General features: G+C 40.2%; 16 protein-coding genes and 1 pseudogene. 7 read left to right on the forward strand and 10 right to left on the reverse strand.

Annotated features, from left to right (window positions below):
* Positions 1 to 16: 16 nt before the first annotated feature.
* The gene (locus G1O98_RS12275; RefSeq protein ID WP_163929071.1) at positions 17 to 1,015 is read right to left on the reverse strand and encodes an SDR family oxidoreductase; all 999 of its coding nucleotides are present in this window, start codon (positions 1,013 to 1,015) and stop codon (positions 17 to 19) included.
* 246 nt (positions 1,016 to 1,261) lie between these two features.
* Positions 1,262 to 1,366 carry a PetM family cytochrome b6-f complex subunit 7 gene (locus G1O98_RS12280; protein ID WP_012410508.1) on the reverse strand — a complete coding sequence of 35 codons (105 nt, stop codon included), beginning with the start codon at positions 1,364 to 1,366 and terminating at the stop codon, positions 1,262 to 1,264.
* A gap of 207 nt (positions 1,367 to 1,573) precedes the next feature.
* Between G1O98_RS12280 and pdxA the strand changes: the two genes are divergently transcribed.
* Both pdxA and G1O98_RS39190 read left to right on the forward strand, forming a co-directional pair.
* Positions 1,574 to 2,665: a 4-hydroxythreonine-4-phosphate dehydrogenase PdxA gene (gene pdxA, locus G1O98_RS12285; RefSeq protein WP_163929072.1), complete on the forward strand. Its 1,092-nt coding sequence runs from the start codon at positions 1,574 to 1,576 to the stop codon at positions 2,663 to 2,665.
* 39 nt (positions 2,666 to 2,704) lie between these two features.
* Positions 2,705 to 3,094 carry a hypothetical protein gene (locus tag G1O98_RS39190; RefSeq protein WP_243458419.1) on the forward strand — a complete coding sequence of 130 codons (390 nt, stop codon included), beginning with the start codon at positions 2,705 to 2,707 and terminating at the stop codon, positions 3,092 to 3,094.
* A 501-nt stretch (positions 3,095 to 3,595) separates the two neighbouring features.
* Here G1O98_RS39190 and G1O98_RS41115 read toward each other — a convergent pair.
* On the reverse strand, positions 3,596 to 4,036 hold the full coding sequence (locus G1O98_RS41115) for a protein rep (RefSeq protein ID WP_163929073.1): 441 nt from the start codon (positions 4,034 to 4,036) through the stop codon (positions 3,596 to 3,598).
* A 148-nt stretch (positions 4,037 to 4,184) separates the two neighbouring features.
* On the reverse strand, positions 4,185 to 4,904 hold the full coding sequence (locus G1O98_RS12300; protein ID WP_163929074.1) for a response regulator transcription factor: 720 nt from the start codon (positions 4,902 to 4,904) through the stop codon (positions 4,185 to 4,187).
* Between the two features lies 1 nt (position 4,905).
* Here G1O98_RS12300 and G1O98_RS12305 point away from each other — a divergent pair, with 1 nt between their 5' ends.
* From G1O98_RS12305 to G1O98_RS12315, 3 genes and pseudogenes are all read left to right on the forward strand, one after another.
* Complete coding sequence (locus G1O98_RS12305; RefSeq protein ID WP_163929075.1) at positions 4,906 to 5,109, forward strand: hypothetical protein; 204 nt, start codon at positions 4,906 to 4,908, stop codon at positions 5,107 to 5,109.
* Positions 5,110 to 5,435: 326 nt separating this feature from the next.
* On the forward strand, positions 5,436 to 7,814 hold the full coding sequence (locus G1O98_RS12310; protein ID WP_163929076.1) for an NACHT domain-containing NTPase: 2,379 nt from the start codon (positions 5,436 to 5,438) through the stop codon (positions 7,812 to 7,814).
* A 299-nt stretch (positions 7,815 to 8,113) separates the two neighbouring features.
* Positions 8,114 to 8,554, forward strand: a pseudogene (locus G1O98_RS12315) (rhodanese-like domain-containing protein); the annotation flags it as partial.
* Between the two features lie 512 nt (positions 8,555 to 9,066).
* On the opposite strand, the gene G1O98_RS12320 reads toward G1O98_RS12315, so the two are convergent.
* From G1O98_RS12320 to trpB, 6 genes are all read right to left on the reverse strand, one after another.
* The gene (locus tag G1O98_RS12320; protein WP_114082948.1) at positions 9,067 to 9,696 is read right to left on the reverse strand and encodes a ribonuclease H-like domain-containing protein; all 630 of its coding nucleotides are present in this window, start codon (positions 9,694 to 9,696) and stop codon (positions 9,067 to 9,069) included.
* A gap of 88 nt (positions 9,697 to 9,784) precedes the next feature.
* Positions 9,785 to 10,333 carry a CAP domain-containing protein gene (locus tag G1O98_RS12325; RefSeq protein ID WP_163929078.1) on the reverse strand — a complete coding sequence of 183 codons (549 nt, stop codon included), beginning with the start codon at positions 10,331 to 10,333 and terminating at the stop codon, positions 9,785 to 9,787.
* Positions 10,334 to 11,018: 685 nt separating this feature from the next.
* On the reverse strand, positions 11,019 to 11,546 hold the full coding sequence (locus G1O98_RS12330; protein ID WP_163929079.1) for a CAP domain-containing protein: 528 nt from the start codon (positions 11,544 to 11,546) through the stop codon (positions 11,019 to 11,021).
* 248 nt (positions 11,547 to 11,794) lie between these two features.
* Entirely contained in the window at positions 11,795 to 12,064 is a 270-nt protein-coding gene (locus G1O98_RS12335) for a hypothetical protein (protein WP_163929080.1), read from the reverse strand.
* 95 nt (positions 12,065 to 12,159) lie between these two features.
* On the reverse strand, positions 12,160 to 13,320 hold the full coding sequence (locus G1O98_RS12340; RefSeq protein WP_163929081.1) for a class I SAM-dependent methyltransferase: 1,161 nt from the start codon (positions 13,318 to 13,320) through the stop codon (positions 12,160 to 12,162).
* 28 nt (positions 13,321 to 13,348) lie between these two features.
* Entirely contained in the window at positions 13,349 to 14,584 is a 1,236-nt protein-coding gene (trpB, locus tag G1O98_RS12345) for a tryptophan synthase subunit beta (RefSeq protein ID WP_163929082.1), read from the reverse strand.
* Positions 14,585 to 14,785: 201 nt separating this feature from the next.
* Between trpB and G1O98_RS12350 the strand changes: the two genes are divergently transcribed.
* Together G1O98_RS12350 and G1O98_RS12355 are read left to right on the forward strand one after the other, a co-directional pair.
* A complete protein-coding gene (locus G1O98_RS12350; RefSeq protein WP_163929083.1) occupies positions 14,786 to 15,133 on the forward strand; it encodes a translation initiation factor in 348 nt (115 codons plus the stop codon).
* Positions 15,134 to 15,274: 141 nt separating this feature from the next.
* On the forward strand, positions 15,275 to 15,433 hold the full coding sequence (locus tag G1O98_RS12355; RefSeq protein WP_012410519.1) for a YqaE/Pmp3 family membrane protein: 159 nt from the start codon (positions 15,275 to 15,277) through the stop codon (positions 15,431 to 15,433).
* The last annotated feature ends 91 nt before the right edge of the window (positions 15,434 to 15,524 follow it).

A 15,524-nucleotide genomic window follows, 5' to 3' on the forward strand; every position in this document is an offset into this window, starting at 1 on the left:
GTCTCTTCTGTAATTACTATTGACTATTGGCTTTTGAAGACTGTTTAAAAGGAGTTTTTTTAGGTTTCTGCTTTTTATTTTTATTTTTCTGGTAGTCTACCTCTTTGAGCTTCTTCATAATCCGGCTGAAATACTCTTGGAGATAGCTTTCTAGAGTTGTGGTTTGTTGCGGATCTAAACCAAAAACTGTATATACTTCATCCATTGAAGCATTTAGCTGTTTACCACTAGCCAATACTTCTGTAAACGCTAGCCTGTCTGCCACGTTCCATCCCCACTGAAAAGACCGCATTAAGCCCCGCACGGCACGCAGTACGCTGATTGGCATCCGCGTTACCCTGGCATCTTTTCCAGATAAGCGTTCGCACAGGTTGATGATTTCTTCTGCACTCCATGCACGAGTACCAACTACAGGAAAAGCTTGGTTTTCCGTTTCGGGCACACTCAATGCACGGATTGCAAACTTAGCAATGTCCTGAGTATCCATATAGGCAATGGGAGAAGAGTTACCTGTCACCCAAACTGGCTGTCCTTCCAAAATGGGAATCCCATATTGACCGATTAACCCTTGCATAAAACCAGCTAGCCGCAAGATGGTATAATTCAAGCCTGACTCAGCTAAGAATAGTTCTGTACAACGCTTAATTTCCATTAGCGGTACTTCTGGGTATTTATCCGCATCCAAAATTGAAAAGAAGATAAAGCGCTCTACACCTGCTGCTTTTGCTGCTTGAATTAATGCTACTTTGCCCTCCCAGTCCACTTGCTTGATACTCAGTGAATCTGTAGGACGAGATGTTGACGCATCAATAACTTGGGTTACACCCTCTAATGCTGCCGCTAGGGTATCGGGGTAACGTAAATTTCCTGGTACAAGTTCAGCACCCCATTCTTTGAGAAAAGCTGCTTTTTTACTACTCCGCACGAGGCAGCGTACTTTATATCCCTCATCGATTGCACGACGAGCCACTTGTCTTCCTAAGGTGCCAGTGGCACCGACGATTAATAATGTCATGAGGTTTGTAATAAATTTTAATGTTTTATGAAAAGAATGTTATCAGAATAACCTATGTAAACAAAAGTTTACATCTTTTCTAAGAAAATCGTTTGTTATGGAAGAATTCATGGGAAAATCGCTGTCCGGTAAACGGACAAGCTTTTTTCCCAGTTAGCGAAAAGTATGAACGCCAGCTTGGGGCGAACAGAACTTTTCAAGGCAGAGGAAAACCTCTTCCCTCTCAATACTCAATTACCGTAGAAGTTATTCTTCTCCGCCTTGAATTTTCAGTAACAATGCGCCTAAGCCCCAGCCCACGAAGATTAAACCGAAGGACAATATAGCTGCATTCAAAATTTCGCCGCCCATTGGTGTGATTCTCCTTATGCAAATTAGTGTGTGTAAACTAGGTCTAGCAGAAGCTTTTCAATAGTTACTGTAGGATTAGACCTGTGTAAATAATTTTAAACTAGTTTAGCAAGTAATCCCTACTGGTTTGGGGGGCAATCCCTACTGTAGAGCGGGAGATGAGGGGGATGGGGAAAATTTTAATGATAATAATTATGAATAAATTTTATGTATCAAAATAATCAAGGTGATTTAGTGAATTTTAGCAAAAAGAATCGCCCACGTTTGGCGCTGACGCTGGGAGATCCGGCAGGTATTGGGCCGGAGGTGATTTTAAAAGCTTTAGCAGAACCGGAAATTAGTAAAAAATACGACGTAACAGTGGTGGGTAATGGGGATTTGCTGGCACAGACTTATCACAAATTGAATTTAATCGAGAATTTAGCACCTTTGGCAAATCCAGAAGAGTTGTCTGTTAGTGATGTGCAATTGGATGGAAAAATTAAAGGTCAAATTATTCCAGGAATAGGTAATGCGGCTAGTGGTGCGGCTAGTTTTGCTTATATGGAATGTGCGATCGCACAAACACTCGCTGGTAAATTTGATGGGATAGTCACGGGGCCGATCGCTAAATCTGCTTGGAAAGCCGCCGGGTATAATTATCCAGGGCAAACGGAACTTTTGGCACACAAGTCAGGTGTTGACCGCTTTGGGATGTTATTTGTGGCGCGATCGCCCCATACTAACTGGACACTCCGCGCTTTACTTGCTACCACACATATTCCCCTCCGTCAAGTAGCGGATACATTGACACCACAATTGTTGACACAGAAATTGGATTTGCTGGTGGAGTGTTTGGAGAAAGATTTTGGGATAGAAAATGGGAGAATTGCGATCGCAGGTTTGAATCCTCACAGTGGCGAACAGGGACAACTTGGACATGAAGAACAGGATTGGTTAATTCCCTGGTTGGAGCAAGAGCGGCAAAAACGACCACAATTACAACTAGATGGGCTAATACCGCCAGATACGATGTGGGTTAAACCTGGTCAAGCTTGGTATGGAAATTCTTTAGTCCAAAATCCGGCTGATGGCTACTTGGCACTTTACCACGACCAAGGTTTAATTCCTGTGAAGCTGATGGCATTTGATCGGGCAGTTAATACTTCTATTGGTCTTCCTTTCGTTCGGACTTCACCGGATCATGGAACAGCGTTTGATATTGCGGGTAAGGGAATTGCTGATGCTACGAGTATGAAAGTAGCAATACATTTAGCGGCTGAGTTGGTTAGTCAAAGGTTAGCGGCGAGAAAACTATGAATTATTTCATGATTTATAAATAGACTTGTCCAAAGAATCATGGAAGTGCAACCAAGAGAAATTAGGAATTATCTGACAGTAGATGGAAAGAATATTTTTGATGAGTGGCTTGATTCTCTGCGAGATAGAAAATCAAAAGCTAAAATAAGAGCCAGACTTGACCGAGTTAAACATCTCCAAGATCCACTAGAAGCAGCATCTTATATCGAAGTAGTTCTAGAAGAGGGCGATCCTAAAATGTTAGGAAAAGCGCTCAAGAATGTAATTGAGGCACAGGGTGGAATTGATCAGTTTCCAGCGCAAGTTAAACAATCCTATGAGCAACTCGACTTGATGTTATCTGAGCAAGGAGAAATTGAATTTTATTGTCTGAGGAAATTACTGGATGCATTGGGATTACAGCTAGCAGTAACAGTGAAGTCAGTATGAGGTGATTTTTTAAGGACAGTTTAAATCGCTCAGTCTTAGAGGATGTTTGAAAAGGGTCGGATTAATCCTCAAGTGCGACTCAGAGGTGCAATGTCAAATCCCAAAACTCTGATTATCTCGTAGCAGTTTCTCGGTAGCCAGGGTAGTGAAACACACGCTGGAGGACTTTTCAAACATCCTCTTATACCTTACCAATTTATTTTTACAGTTTATAAATTGCCCCTCGAAGTTATTTCCTAATTTCGAGTGAAGCTAATTTGAATATCCCAGTCATTCACTAGTTGTTTGTCTGGGTTTTGTGTTTCCTAATTTTGCAAGCTGTCATTTAACAGTATATGTGAAAATTATAATTTATTACTTGAACCTTTTTGAGCTTATCATCGAAACTACAAACTTTTTCCATCCACCTCATCTGTCTCTTCACTTTCATCAATGAGGTCTTGGTTTTTCTCCTCTAATTCGCGCATATACTGCCTGAGTATACCCCCAACAGCGATCGCTCTACTGGCAATTTTTTACAGTTAAGGTGACAAACAGCCAACGGTAGTTGGGATAATCAGTTACAACCTGTGGGAGAATTTTGTAAGCTCTTGCTTTCCACATTAGCGATCGCCGCCACTGACAAACCGGACAGTGACGAACCCTACAAAATCGGGCATCGGATAACTTTAACTTGAGAATACCTTCCGATTCGTCTGGTACTAATTGCAATTTCAGCAACTCGGAACATATTTTCATGCGCCAAGCATACTGGTGAAAATAATGTTCGTCTGCTTTGGCGTAATAATACAAAACTTTATCAGTATTAGCTCTATGCTTATCCCAAATTTTACCTATAGGCGAAACTTCGGACAAAGTTTGTAAGTTTTGATTTTTCTGAAACTTATCTTGAGACGATATATTAAAAGCAATAAAGTTACTATCTGAGGCTTGATCAGACACGAAATCACCAAATCTGTTTGTATCAACGCTCCAAACTAACGCAAGTTATACGGTCAAGCCTCAGTAAAAGTATTTAAGTAAACAATAAGACTAATGCTGACTCAGATGAGTCATTCTTTGTTATAAACTACTCCTGAAATCGCAAAGCTCAGGAAGTAGTATTTTCGTCGGGTGCTTCAAACTTATAACCATAGCCGCGTACAGTTTTAATAAACTCTGGTACGCTAGGATCGACTTCCATCTTCTTGCGAAGCTGACCAATATGTACGTCAACTACCCGGCCATCTCCTACGTAGTCGCAACCCCAGATTTTTTGGATTAACTGTGGACGACTCCAAGCTTGATTAGGATGACTTGCCAAAAAATGTAAAATATTAAATTCCAGTGCTGTTAAAGCGAGAAGCTTATCGTTTAGTATTACCTCCCGTCCTTCTGGGTTAATTACTAGCTGCTTGAAAATGATCCGTTGTGTTGGTGAAGGGTTGATATAGCGTATCCGCCTCAAAAGAGCTTCTACTCTAACTTCTACTTCTGCAAGACTAAATGGTTTAGTCATGAAATCATCAGCACCTGCACTCAAGATTTTAATTTTATCAGCCTCATCAGTCCTACTAGTCAGTATCAGCACTAAAACATTAGTACGACTCTGCATTTCTTGACAAAGGCTATAACCATTAACATCCGGCAAATTCCAATCCAGAATTACTAAGGCTGGGTTGAATTGCTCAAACATCGATAAGGCAGTCTTACCATCTGCTGCTGCCTCTATTTGATATTTCCGACTCAAAAAACGATGAACGAGATTTCTCACGCCGAAGTCGTCATCAACAATCAGAATTTTAGGAGTAGTAGCGGTAATCATAACCATAATGCTGCCTATTGTAGATTGGGCGATTCGCTGTTGTCCCAGTTTTGCTGTACGTGTTTCTGTTGAGAGTGGATTCACGCGCGTCTCTGCTGAGTACGATCGCTACTGTAGTACTTGTATACAATTAATTTTCCATGAAGTTTGTGAAAACTTCAGCCACCGTAATGCTGATAAATTGTATGATTTTTGTATGGTTTTTGTATAATTTTGAATTTACATTGTATAATTATTGACTTTAATACTTAAGATAAGTGTAATGTGAGACAATTTGTATAATCAAAAATAGTCTAGAGAGACACCAGACGCTACGGCAGTTTCCTACAACTTTGGAAAAGCAATGTACTCCCTGATTAATTAGTGATTCGTAGAGGCCCACAAACTAAGCCATAAGCCAATTTAGATTCTACCCAATCCTACTTGAACTAACTAGTATCTGCTCCTGAAGAAGGACTACGAAAATTCACTCTACGTGCATTTACATGTAGCTACCCTTTTAAGCATATACTATACTACAAATTTCAGCCTGAGACTATGACAAGCCAAGGACTCAGAGCATCACCAGAAGGTATAAGAGCAGCAAAAACAGCTTTAACAGACAAAACTTGGAGTCAGCATAAATTAGCAATAGCTTTAGGCATTACACGTCAACCAGTTTCCAAATTTTTTGCAGGTGAGTCAGTTTCCCGATCTTGTTTTGTGCAAATTTGCCAACAGCTAGGGTTGTCTTGGCAAAAGGTTGCTGGTTTACCTGAAAATGTGGCATTTGAGGTAACTACTAAGACGCAAATCAAAGGTACTGACCTCGATACACTGGTGCGGGAAGTGCGTCAAAAGCGCCAAGAGAAAATTCAAGACCAGTGCAACACTCTGCAAATGTTGGACATTTCCCAGACAGTCCAACTGATGGATATTTACACCAATACTAATGTCTTAGAGGAGATAGTAAGCCTGCAATGGCAAGAAATTTCTGATCTGTTGAAAGACTTGAAATCTGAATCAGACTTTAATCAACTTGGAGGATACAACCGTCAGAAAAGATTACCAGGGTTGGAAGCAGTATTAAGGCACTCAAAACTGATGGTGCTGGGTAAACCAGGGTCAGGTAAAACTATATTTTTACAATATCTAGCGATTGAGTGTAACAAAGGCGATTTTCAGCCAAACCGCATCGCAACTTTTATTAGGATGAAAGAATTTGCTGAAGATGTCAAAAATGATAGTGAATTCAATCTATTAAACTACATCATCCAAGATTTTCTCAATTGTGGTGTTGCAAAGGAATCAACTAAAACTCTGCTGACAGAAGGAAAACTGCTGATTTTGCTAGATGGATTAGATGAAGTGCCAGCAGAAAAGGCAGAACAATTAACAATCGAAATTCGGAGGCTTACTCAAACTTTTTATAAAAATAAGTTTGTTATTAGCTGTCGGATTGCTGCCCAAAAATATAGATTTCAGGGATTTACTGAAGTTGAGTTAGAAGACTTTGACCAAGGACAAATAGAATTTTTTGCCAAAAATTGGTTTGTTGGAGTTGCTCTTAAGTCTAAAGAAGATGGGGAAGCAATAGGAAATTTATTTATTAATCAGCTTCATCTACCAGAAAATCAGCATATCCGAGAATTGGCGGTCACTCCCTTACTGCTGCATTTGATTTGCTTAGTGTTCCAAGTAAAAAATCAATTTCCCGTAAATCCAGCCAAGTTATATGAGCAAGCACTGAACATTTTGTTGTTCAGATGGGATGAAATCAGAGGAATTAAACGCGATCGAGTTGCTTATAATTTAACTCTAGCAAGTAAGAAAAAACTGATTTTTCAACTTGCAGCTATCACTTTTGAGCAAAAAAAATACTTTTTTGAACAAGAAAATATCCTGCAACTTATTGCTGACTATCTTGAACCCATACAAAATCTTAACTCTGATGCAACTCAATGCCAGCTAGATAATGAAGCAGTGCTAAAAGCAATTGAGGTACAGAATGGGTTATTGGTGGAAAGGGCACGGGGAATTTACTCTTTTTCTCATCTGACATTTCAAGAGTATTTCACGGCTCGAAAAATTGTTGAAAGTTACCAAGACTATGATTGTAACAATCTCGTCAATCATATAACTGAAAGGCACTGGCGGCAAGTATTTTTACTAACTGTTACTATGTTGCCAAATGCTAATGAAATACTACATTTAATGAAACAAAAAATTGATTTGCTATTGGCTGACGATGAAAAATTGCAGTATTTTTTAACCTGGCTGCATCAAAAATCTAGTTCAGTTTCTAGTAGTTACAAAGCAGCAGGTATTCGTGCTTTTTATCTCATTTGCGTTGAGCGAAGCTCTTGCATTTGCAGTAGACATAATGCTTTTGTATATGCCTCTGGTTATGACCTTGAGTGCGCTCTTGTAGGTAACATCACCTTTGATGCAGAGCTTGTATTAGATGAGTTTCTATTCAGTACTGTTGCCTGTATTCACGATCTTGACTTTGCCTTTGAGCATACCCTCAACGATGCCCTCGATCATGCTCATGCCCTTCTTATTGCCTTTGATAAAGCTATTGATATTGTTGTTGATCTTAAATTTAAGCAAGTGCTGCAAAAACTCAAGAAACAATTACCAAAAATAGATAGTAATCCAGAGCAGTTTAGGGACTGGTGGAAAGCTAAAAGTAAAATTTGGGGTGAACAATTAAGAGATATGCTAATTAAGCATCGCCATATTGGTTATGATTGGCAGTTCAACGAACAGCAAAAAGAATTGCTCCAAAAATATTATAATGGTAATAAATTACTAGTTGATTGTCTCAATATTGCGGCTGATGTAACTCCAATAGTGCGGCACGAGATTGAAGAAACATTATTATTAGCGATCGCAGATATTGAAAAGCTACGTAATTCCTCTAATATTCGCTGAATAATTTTAATTTTTAGACGATTTTGGATAGGATGTTTAATAAAATAGAATAAAGCCTATTATTTAAATAAGTAAATATCCAAAATATTAATTTTAAACATTTTATTAAAATTAATATAAATAAAAATCTCTTTTAATAGTCTAATTTGACTATATTTGCAATGGGTTAAATGGTAGAAAATATTTTAATTAGCTACTCTATCTCAAGAGAGATTTTGAATAGATTCAGTCTAGAGAAAGAGTAATTAAAGATATTGACTCCGTTAAATTGCTATTAATATCGTCAGCAAGGAATACCTATGGTTAACAATTTAGTAGGCGGCATCATTCCCCCCCAACCACCAATACAAGGACAATCTGATGCTCATGTCCTGAAGTCTCGTTTAGAATGGGGCGAACCAGCTTTTACAATACTGGATGTGCGCGATCGCAACACCTTCAATGAAGGTCACATTATGGGAGCAATGCCCATGCCCATAGATGAATTGGTAGAGCGTGCAGTACCTTCTTTAGATAAGAGCCGTGATATTTACGTTTACGGCGCTAATGAAGAAGAAACTGCTCAAGCCGCGCAACAACTGCGTTCTAATGGATTTGAGCATGTCTCTCAACTGATAGGTGGTCTTGCTGGATGGAAGGCTATTGGTGGCCCAACAGAAGGGATTGTTGAATCAAAAACTCCCGCAGGTGCAGACGACTACAATATCGTAGATCGGCTAAAGAATCACGAACAAAATCAGCCAAGGGGAGGTACTAGCGCGACGGAAGCCATCAAGAAAGGAGCTAGTAACCTCAAAGACAGCATTCAAGAAGGAGCTAGTAATCTCAAAGAAGGTATTCAAGAGGGAGCTAGCAACCTTAAAGAAGGCATTAGTGAATCTAAAGACAGAGATGATTCCAATGTCGGCTCTTAAGGAAAAATAACTGAGAAAATCAGCGATAGACCTCTTGCAGAAATCAAGAATAAAAACCCCACTATACCTTTGAGTTACACCACAGTCTCCCCTGTTTGCTTGCAGGGAGAGGCTACAGGTGGGGTGTTAGAGAATTTTCCAAGAGGTCTAATCTTGATTTGGTATGAGCAAAGAGGTCACAATTTACTAGTCGAAAGACAGAAGATTTTGACTTTTAATGCTGGAATACAGCATCAATAAATTTTGCAAGAGACTCCATGAATTACACTCACAAGGAAAGATGAAAATCTCTCTTGCAATAACCAATACACTATTTTGAAATAGATTTAGTGTTTGGTCTAATGTTCAAATAAATCCTTAAATTGCAATAAATCTAAAGAAACTATCGTTGGCAAAAATTCAAAACACTCTTGAGCAATTTCCCAGCGTTCTTCTCGTTTGAGCATTTCTGTTAACTTCTGCTGCACACTAAGTAAGTAACGCACATCATTGGCAGCATAACTCAGTTGAGCTTCAGATAAGCTAATGGCGTTACCCCAATCAGAACTTTGAGAGCTTTTATCTAGTTCTACTTTTTCTAACTCTTGCACCACATCTTTGAGTCCGTGGCGATTTGTGTAAGTACGGGCTAACTTACTAGCAATTTTGGTGCAAAAAACAGGGCTAACCTGAATCCCCAGATTGGCCCGCAAAGTGGCAATGTCAAAGCGAGCAAAGTGAAACACTTTTACAACATTGGCCGCTTCGAAGAGTTTTTTTAAATTTGGGGCCTCAGTTTGTCCTTTGGCTATGCGAATTACAGTGACTTTCCCTTCTAGGTTGCACAGCTGGACAAGACACAAGCGATCGCGCTGTGGCAATAATCCCATCGTTTCTGTGTCAACTGCGATCGCTGTCGATTCTAAATACTGTCCAAGGGCTGCGTCACTAAGATCGCGATCGCTTACCTGAAAATCTTGTAATGTCATGAATTGTTAAAAAATAATAGCAGTGTCCAATAGATACAAGTCTTGTCAGACACTACATTATTATTGTGCAAAAAATCATAAATTAAATCTACCTAGTGCGAAAAAAGATTTGTGTCAGGTAGACTTCGCCTTGATTATTAGTAGCAACGCCAATTCCAGTCAGGTTGTAATTTCCTTTCAGATTCTTTAGATGCCCGGGACTGTTGATCCAACCAGTAACAGCTTCCTCTACGGGGTTGCTATATCCCCGGTTAAAAGCAACATTTTCTGCCGCACTGTTGTAGCGAATAGGGACAGCTTTGACTCGCCTTTCAAATCCTTGATGGCTAAATGGGGTTTTACCCTTAGCCATATTCTGACTATGAATTCTTGCCTGTCGAGTAATATTTGCATTCAGGGTCAACTTTGGCAGTCCTTTAGCAGCCCGATATCGATTAATTTGCTCAAAAACTGATTTTTCTAGCTCAGTAGTTTTAAAAGTAGGAGTCGATATTGCAACCTGACTGGAAAAAAGCGACAACAGCTTATTACGGGTGGATGTATTCGTAGAAGGATGATTTGGTATCGGAACAGTCGTTAATCCACTAGCAAGGACAAGCGCACTTAAAGCGATGCCAAAAGCAGTTTGTCGGAACATGGAGAATTGCGTGATGTGTAGAGATATAAGACTTCTACTCTACCTTATTGTTCCAACGATATATACCACGATACTATTAAGGATTGATGAATTTCGGCAATCTGGCTAAATCCTTTACAAGAAATAGAAAAACTCATTTTCAATTGTCAATATTTCAATAGTTCATTTTCATAAAATCACGGTTATTTTTGCTGAGAATTTAAGATTTTCATGAATTACTAAAAAATAATGTAGTTTCAATTACATTTGTCTATTAAATACTACATGATTCAACATTTAATTTATAGCGGTTCTTAGTTGAATGCAATATAGACCTAACCCCCAGCCCCTTCCCTATAAGGGAAGGGGAGTAAGACTCAAAGCCTCTCTACTTTTAGGAGAGAGGTTAAACTGTATTGCATTCAAACGATAACTGCTATACAAGACTTACAGATTAGGTATGAAATGTCGGGGCATTCATATAGATGCAAAGTGGTTTCCCACAGAGTATTGTCTCTAGATAAATCAGGGCTTTCACTGCCTTTTTGCGTAAGTCCTAATTTAGAACAAGCTTTTTCCCCAGACTTCAGTCTGGGGAATTTGAGAAAACTTTTATGAGAGAGGTTTTGAATCTTACTCCCCAACGCTAGTAGGTAAGGGGTTGCTCTTGTTAAGTCTGTATTCTATGCAATTGAGAACCGCTATATCAGCGAAGGAAAATTTGTGTGAAGTAGACTTTGCCTGCACTATTGCTGGCGACACCAATCCCCGTCTTATTAAAATTGCCTCTGATGTTGGCTAGATGCCCTGGACTTTTGAGCCAGCCTTGAACGGCTGTCGTCGCAGGGTCAGTAGATCCCTGGTTGTAAGCAACATTTTCACCAGCAGATGTGTAAGAAATACCGATTGCTTGAATACGCTGTGAAAATCCTGTATGTCCAAAGGGAACTTTCCCACTAGCCATATTCTGACTATGAATCCTAGCTTGATTATCGATAGCAGAATTACGAGTTAGTGCTGGTAGCCTTTGGGAAGTTCTGTAGCTATTAATTTGGTTGAAAACCGATTGCTCTACAGCAGTAGTGTTGATACTAAATGCTGCAATTTTGAAAGCATCACTTGATATAGATGAAGACACTGGTGTAAAAGTTGAATTTGTTACAGGAGTAGCGATCGCTCCGCTACTGAGGACAATAGTGCCTAAAGCAACGCCGTAGATTGTTCTTTTAATCATGTGCTGAAAGTAAACTTCCAGACAATCTAATCAAACTAATCTAAATGTGACAAATTGCTTATAGGTCTATATATTTCTGTTTATGCTCTTTTTTGTTCAAACGCGACTACAAAACTTTAAAATTCACAATCTTACGAAAAAAGTGCTGTTTATGAAAAAATTCCCTCTATCATTAGGATTATTTTCGCTATTTAAATAGCATAATTTTCTCCACTAAAGCCTCTGTGCGAATAGCTTTGGTTGAGGGTTTATAACTCTTCCTGCACTACACGTAACACCCGTGCAATATATTCTGCACGCCACAGTTCTCGCTCTTTTGTTACTTTTGCATCTGGTTCGTAAGCTTCGATCTCAGTAGCCGATAAAATACCTTTAACCTCTAGTAACCTTTCAATGGTGTCCAGACGCTCATGCAGCACAGACACCTCGCCAGTCAAAGCCATGACGATCGCTAACAATTTATCGATTTGTGGATTGTCTAAGTAAACAGGTCGTTTGCCCTTAGCTATTTTTGTCATCCTAATACCAATTCTCCCAAAGTAAGACTACATACACAAAACAAAGAAACCCAGATAAAATCTGGCTTTCTCAATTACGAATTACGAATTGGTATTTACTTCGTTGCAGCAACAACAAACCACGTGTTTAGGCTGCCTGAGTTACCATTTTGAAAAAGACCATTAGTTACTTTTGCTTTCCATGCCCCATTAGGGACAAACTTCTCGAATGTCTTATCTGCTGCAAAACCAGCCTCAGTAGCTAATGTCACCAAATCCAGATCGCGTACTGCACTCCAGAAGGGTTCGTTGTTGTTAGCGGTTTCCCAATCAAAAATGAACTGTGTATAAATATCCATGTGATGATATAAGGGTGCTTCCAGATGGAGCATGATTCCACCGGGAGCCAGTAGACGATAAGATTCTTGCATGACTTTACGGACGGCTGGCGGGGGAATTTCATGCAGCAAAATATGAGAAACCACTAAGTCAAATGATTCATTTGGAAAGTTAGTATGTTCGGCATTTTGCTGCCAGAAGTGTACCCGTTTGCCTAAAACTTCGGCTCTTGCATGACCGTAACGCAACATGGGTGCGCCGACATCGATGGCATGGACTTCTGCATCTGGGTAAGCATCTACGTAGGGTAATGTACTATTACCAATAGAACATCCCATATCAAGAATTTTTCTGGGTCGAAAGTATGGATACTCTGGCAGAAGGTAGTTTTGGACTATAGATAGCCCCATATCATTATTAAGCGGCCCCAACCAACCAAGACCATAAAGGTAAGCGCCGCGATCGTAGGTTGCGCCAGCAGCCACATCATCAGCAGTGAATTCGCTGTGATATCCTCCAGGCATACAGTGAATGTCTACAGCTTTTTGATAATTAGGTATTTGAAAATTTGGGTCGAGGGTTAAAGTACCCAGTTCACTACCACTATCTTTGGCACGCTCAATCAATTCTGGTAGTTGTCTGTCAACACTGGTATTTACAGCATTCCATAATATTTCCTGGTTGATGCGCTTGAGGGCACTAGTCCATCGGTAGTAGGGTTCATGCTGCATTACTTCCAGAATTTCATGGCGATTTTGGGGAGGACGCTGATGTTCTTGTGCAAACTTCGGCTTGGCTAGTTTTTCATAAACTACTTTATTGCCAGGAGAAATATTCCTGAAAATGTGCGTTTTCAGGCTTTGCACAAAGTTTTGGCGTGCCAACTCATCATGAGTGGGTTGTGGTAGCATAGCGTGTTGGAATTGTTGATCCATCATTGCTTCTTCCCAAATATTTTAAGTAGATTTACGCTGGATCTAATAACTTAGCTACCGTTTGTACATCTTTATCACCGCGTCCAGAACAGTTAATTACAATCCGAGGACTGCCGCTTAGTTGGGGACATAAGGTTTCAAGATATGCGATCGCATGGGCTGTTTCTAATGCTGGGATAATCCCTTCCAATTTCGATAATCGCTGGAATGCTGCCATTGCCTCTGCATCTGTCACACTATAATATTCAGCGCGACCAGTGTCTTTCAAATAGCTATGTTCTGGCCCCACACCGGGATAATCTAACCCTGCACTAATTGAGTGCGCCTCAATGATTTGCCCATCCTCGTCTTGTAATAGATAGCTCATTGCTCCGTGTAACACACCAACCCGTCCTTTTGTCAAGGTTGCTGCGTGTTTTTCGGTATTAACACCTTCTCCGGCTGCCTCAACCCCAATGAACCGGATAGAAGGCTCATTAATAAACTCATAGAATAGTCCCATTGCATTGGAACCACCACCCACACAAGCCAAGAGAATATCAGGCAATGTGCCCCACTTTTCCATTGCTTGGGCGCGAGTTTCTTGGCCGATTACTGCATGGAAATCACGTACCATCATTGGGTAAGGATGGGGCCCTGCTACTGAACCCAAGATGTAGTGAGTTGTTTCCACATTTGTTACCCAATCGCGGATTGCTTCCGAAGTGGCATCTTTCAGGGTTCCAGTTCCCGCTTCCACTGGACGCACTTCTGCCCCCATCAACCGCATTCTAAAGACATTTAAAGATTGGCGTTCCATATCATGAACGCCCATATAAATTACACATTCCAGCCCAAAACGAGCGCAAACTGTGGCTGTAGCAACTCCATGTTGTCCAGCACCAGTTTCGGCAATAATCCGTTGCTTACCCATGCGTTTCGCTAACAAAACCTGACCAAGAGCATTATTGATTTTGTGAGCGCCGGTATGATTTAAATCTTCGCGCTTTAGATAAATTTGTGGCCCAGTGCGATCGGGTCGCGCATAATGAGCAGTCAGGCGTTCCGCGAAATACAATGGTGTGGCGCGTCCCACATAGTCTCGTAACAACTGCTGTAATTCTGCTTGAAAACCAGGGTCATTGCGGTATTGCTGATAAGCTGTTTCTAATTCAGAAAGGGCAGGCATCAGCGTTTCAGGTACATACTTACCGCCGAAGCGTCCAAAGCGACCTAACGCATCGGGAACCTGAGCAGTTGAACTTGGAGAGAGGGGAGTGGTAGTCACAGGCTGTTTTCGATGACGGAAATGACTTAATTATTATAGAAAAGTCTGGGGCATATCTGGGGTATACCTGGGGATGAGGTAGAAAAACAATTCCCAATTCCTGGCAATGGATTTGTAATGTTAGCCTAGAAATTGACATCTCAGCAGAATGGTTGCGTAGAAGTTTCCACTGCCTTTGAAATTTTTCTTAACAAATATTTTATGTCTTCTTCCAATTCTAAATCTTCTGACAAAAGCTTCGCCTACCGCGAATTTGGTAATGACAACTCCGCCGCCACAGAAAGACCAATTCCAGAACTACCCCCACAACAACAAAATCTTAAAGTACAAGCTTCCCGCAAAGGACGTAAAGGCAAAACTGTCACAGTGATTAGCGGTTTTCAAGCTAAACCAGAAACCTTGGCAGATTTAGTAAAGCAGTTAAAAACCCAGTGTGGGACAGGTGGGACACTTAAAGATAACGAAATTGAAATTCAGGGCGAACACAAGCAGAAAATTGTCGAGATTTTGACCAAGCTAGGTTATAAAGCCAAAATTAGCGGTGGCTAATTTTGAGTGCGGTTTACCGCATCTTAACTGTCACCTAGATTGAGAAATGGAATGTTATCTTTGAAAAGTACAAATATGCTTGAACGGTGGTGGATTACTTCGCTAACAAGCTATTTTTAGTGAGATAAACAGGAGGTTTAAATGGATTTAGTTCGGATTCTGTGTGCCATTTTCGTACCACCTTTGGGAGTTTTTTTACAAGTAGGTTTTGGTATAGACTTTTGGATTAATATAGTTCTGACGCTTTTCGGTTACATTCCTGGAATTATTCATGCAGTATGGATAATTGCTAAGAAATAATTCTTTGTACGAGTAAATTGGGTGTAACCATCTCTACAGAGGCAATTAATCAATTGCCTCTACAAAAAGGCTTTTGAGTTGGATGTCTGCA

Source organism: Nostoc sp. UIC 10630, from assembly GCF_010747425.1.
Classification (GTDB): Bacteria; Cyanobacteriota; Cyanobacteriia; order Cyanobacteriales; family Nostocaceae; genus Nostoc.

Excerpts from the sequence above, each read along its gene's own strand:
- G1O98_RS12275 (WP_163929071.1), bottom strand. The coding sequence starts at position 1,015 with ATGACATTATTAATCGTCGGTGCCACTGGCACCTTAGGAAGACAAGTG.
- G1O98_RS12280 (WP_012410508.1), bottom strand. The coding sequence starts at position 1,366 with ATGGGCGGCGAAATTTTGAATGCAGCTATATTGTCCTTCGGTTTAATC.
- pdxA (WP_163929072.1), top strand. The coding sequence starts at position 1,574 with ATGTATCAAAATAATCAAGGTGATTTAGTGAATTTTAGCAAAAAGAAT.
- G1O98_RS39190 (WP_243458419.1), top strand. The coding sequence starts at position 2,705 with ATGGAAGTGCAACCAAGAGAAATTAGGAATTATCTGACAGTAGATGGA.
- G1O98_RS12300 (WP_163929074.1), bottom strand. The coding sequence starts at position 4,904 with ATGGTTATGATTACCGCTACTACTCCTAAAATTCTGATTGTTGATGAC.
- G1O98_RS12305 (WP_163929075.1), top strand. The coding sequence starts at position 4,906 with ATGCTGCCTATTGTAGATTGGGCGATTCGCTGTTGTCCCAGTTTTGCT.
- G1O98_RS12310 (WP_163929076.1), top strand. The coding sequence starts at position 5,436 with ATGACAAGCCAAGGACTCAGAGCATCACCAGAAGGTATAAGAGCAGCA.
- G1O98_RS12320 (WP_114082948.1), bottom strand. The coding sequence starts at position 9,696 with ATGACATTACAAGATTTTCAGGTAAGCGATCGCGATCTTAGTGACGCA.
- G1O98_RS12325 (WP_163929078.1), bottom strand. The coding sequence starts at position 10,333 with ATGTTCCGACAAACTGCTTTTGGCATCGCTTTAAGTGCGCTTGTCCTT.
- G1O98_RS12330 (WP_163929079.1), bottom strand. The coding sequence starts at position 11,546 with ATGATTAAAAGAACAATCTACGGCGTTGCTTTAGGCACTATTGTCCTC.
- G1O98_RS12335 (WP_163929080.1), bottom strand. The coding sequence starts at position 12,064 with ATGACAAAAATAGCTAAGGGCAAACGACCTGTTTACTTAGACAATCCA.
- G1O98_RS12340 (WP_163929081.1), bottom strand. The coding sequence starts at position 13,320 with ATGATGGATCAACAATTCCAACACGCTATGCTACCACAACCCACTCAT.
- G1O98_RS12350 (WP_163929083.1), top strand. The coding sequence starts at position 14,786 with ATGTCTTCTTCCAATTCTAAATCTTCTGACAAAAGCTTCGCCTACCGC.
- G1O98_RS12355 (WP_012410519.1), top strand. The coding sequence starts at position 15,275 with ATGGATTTAGTTCGGATTCTGTGTGCCATTTTCGTACCACCTTTGGGA.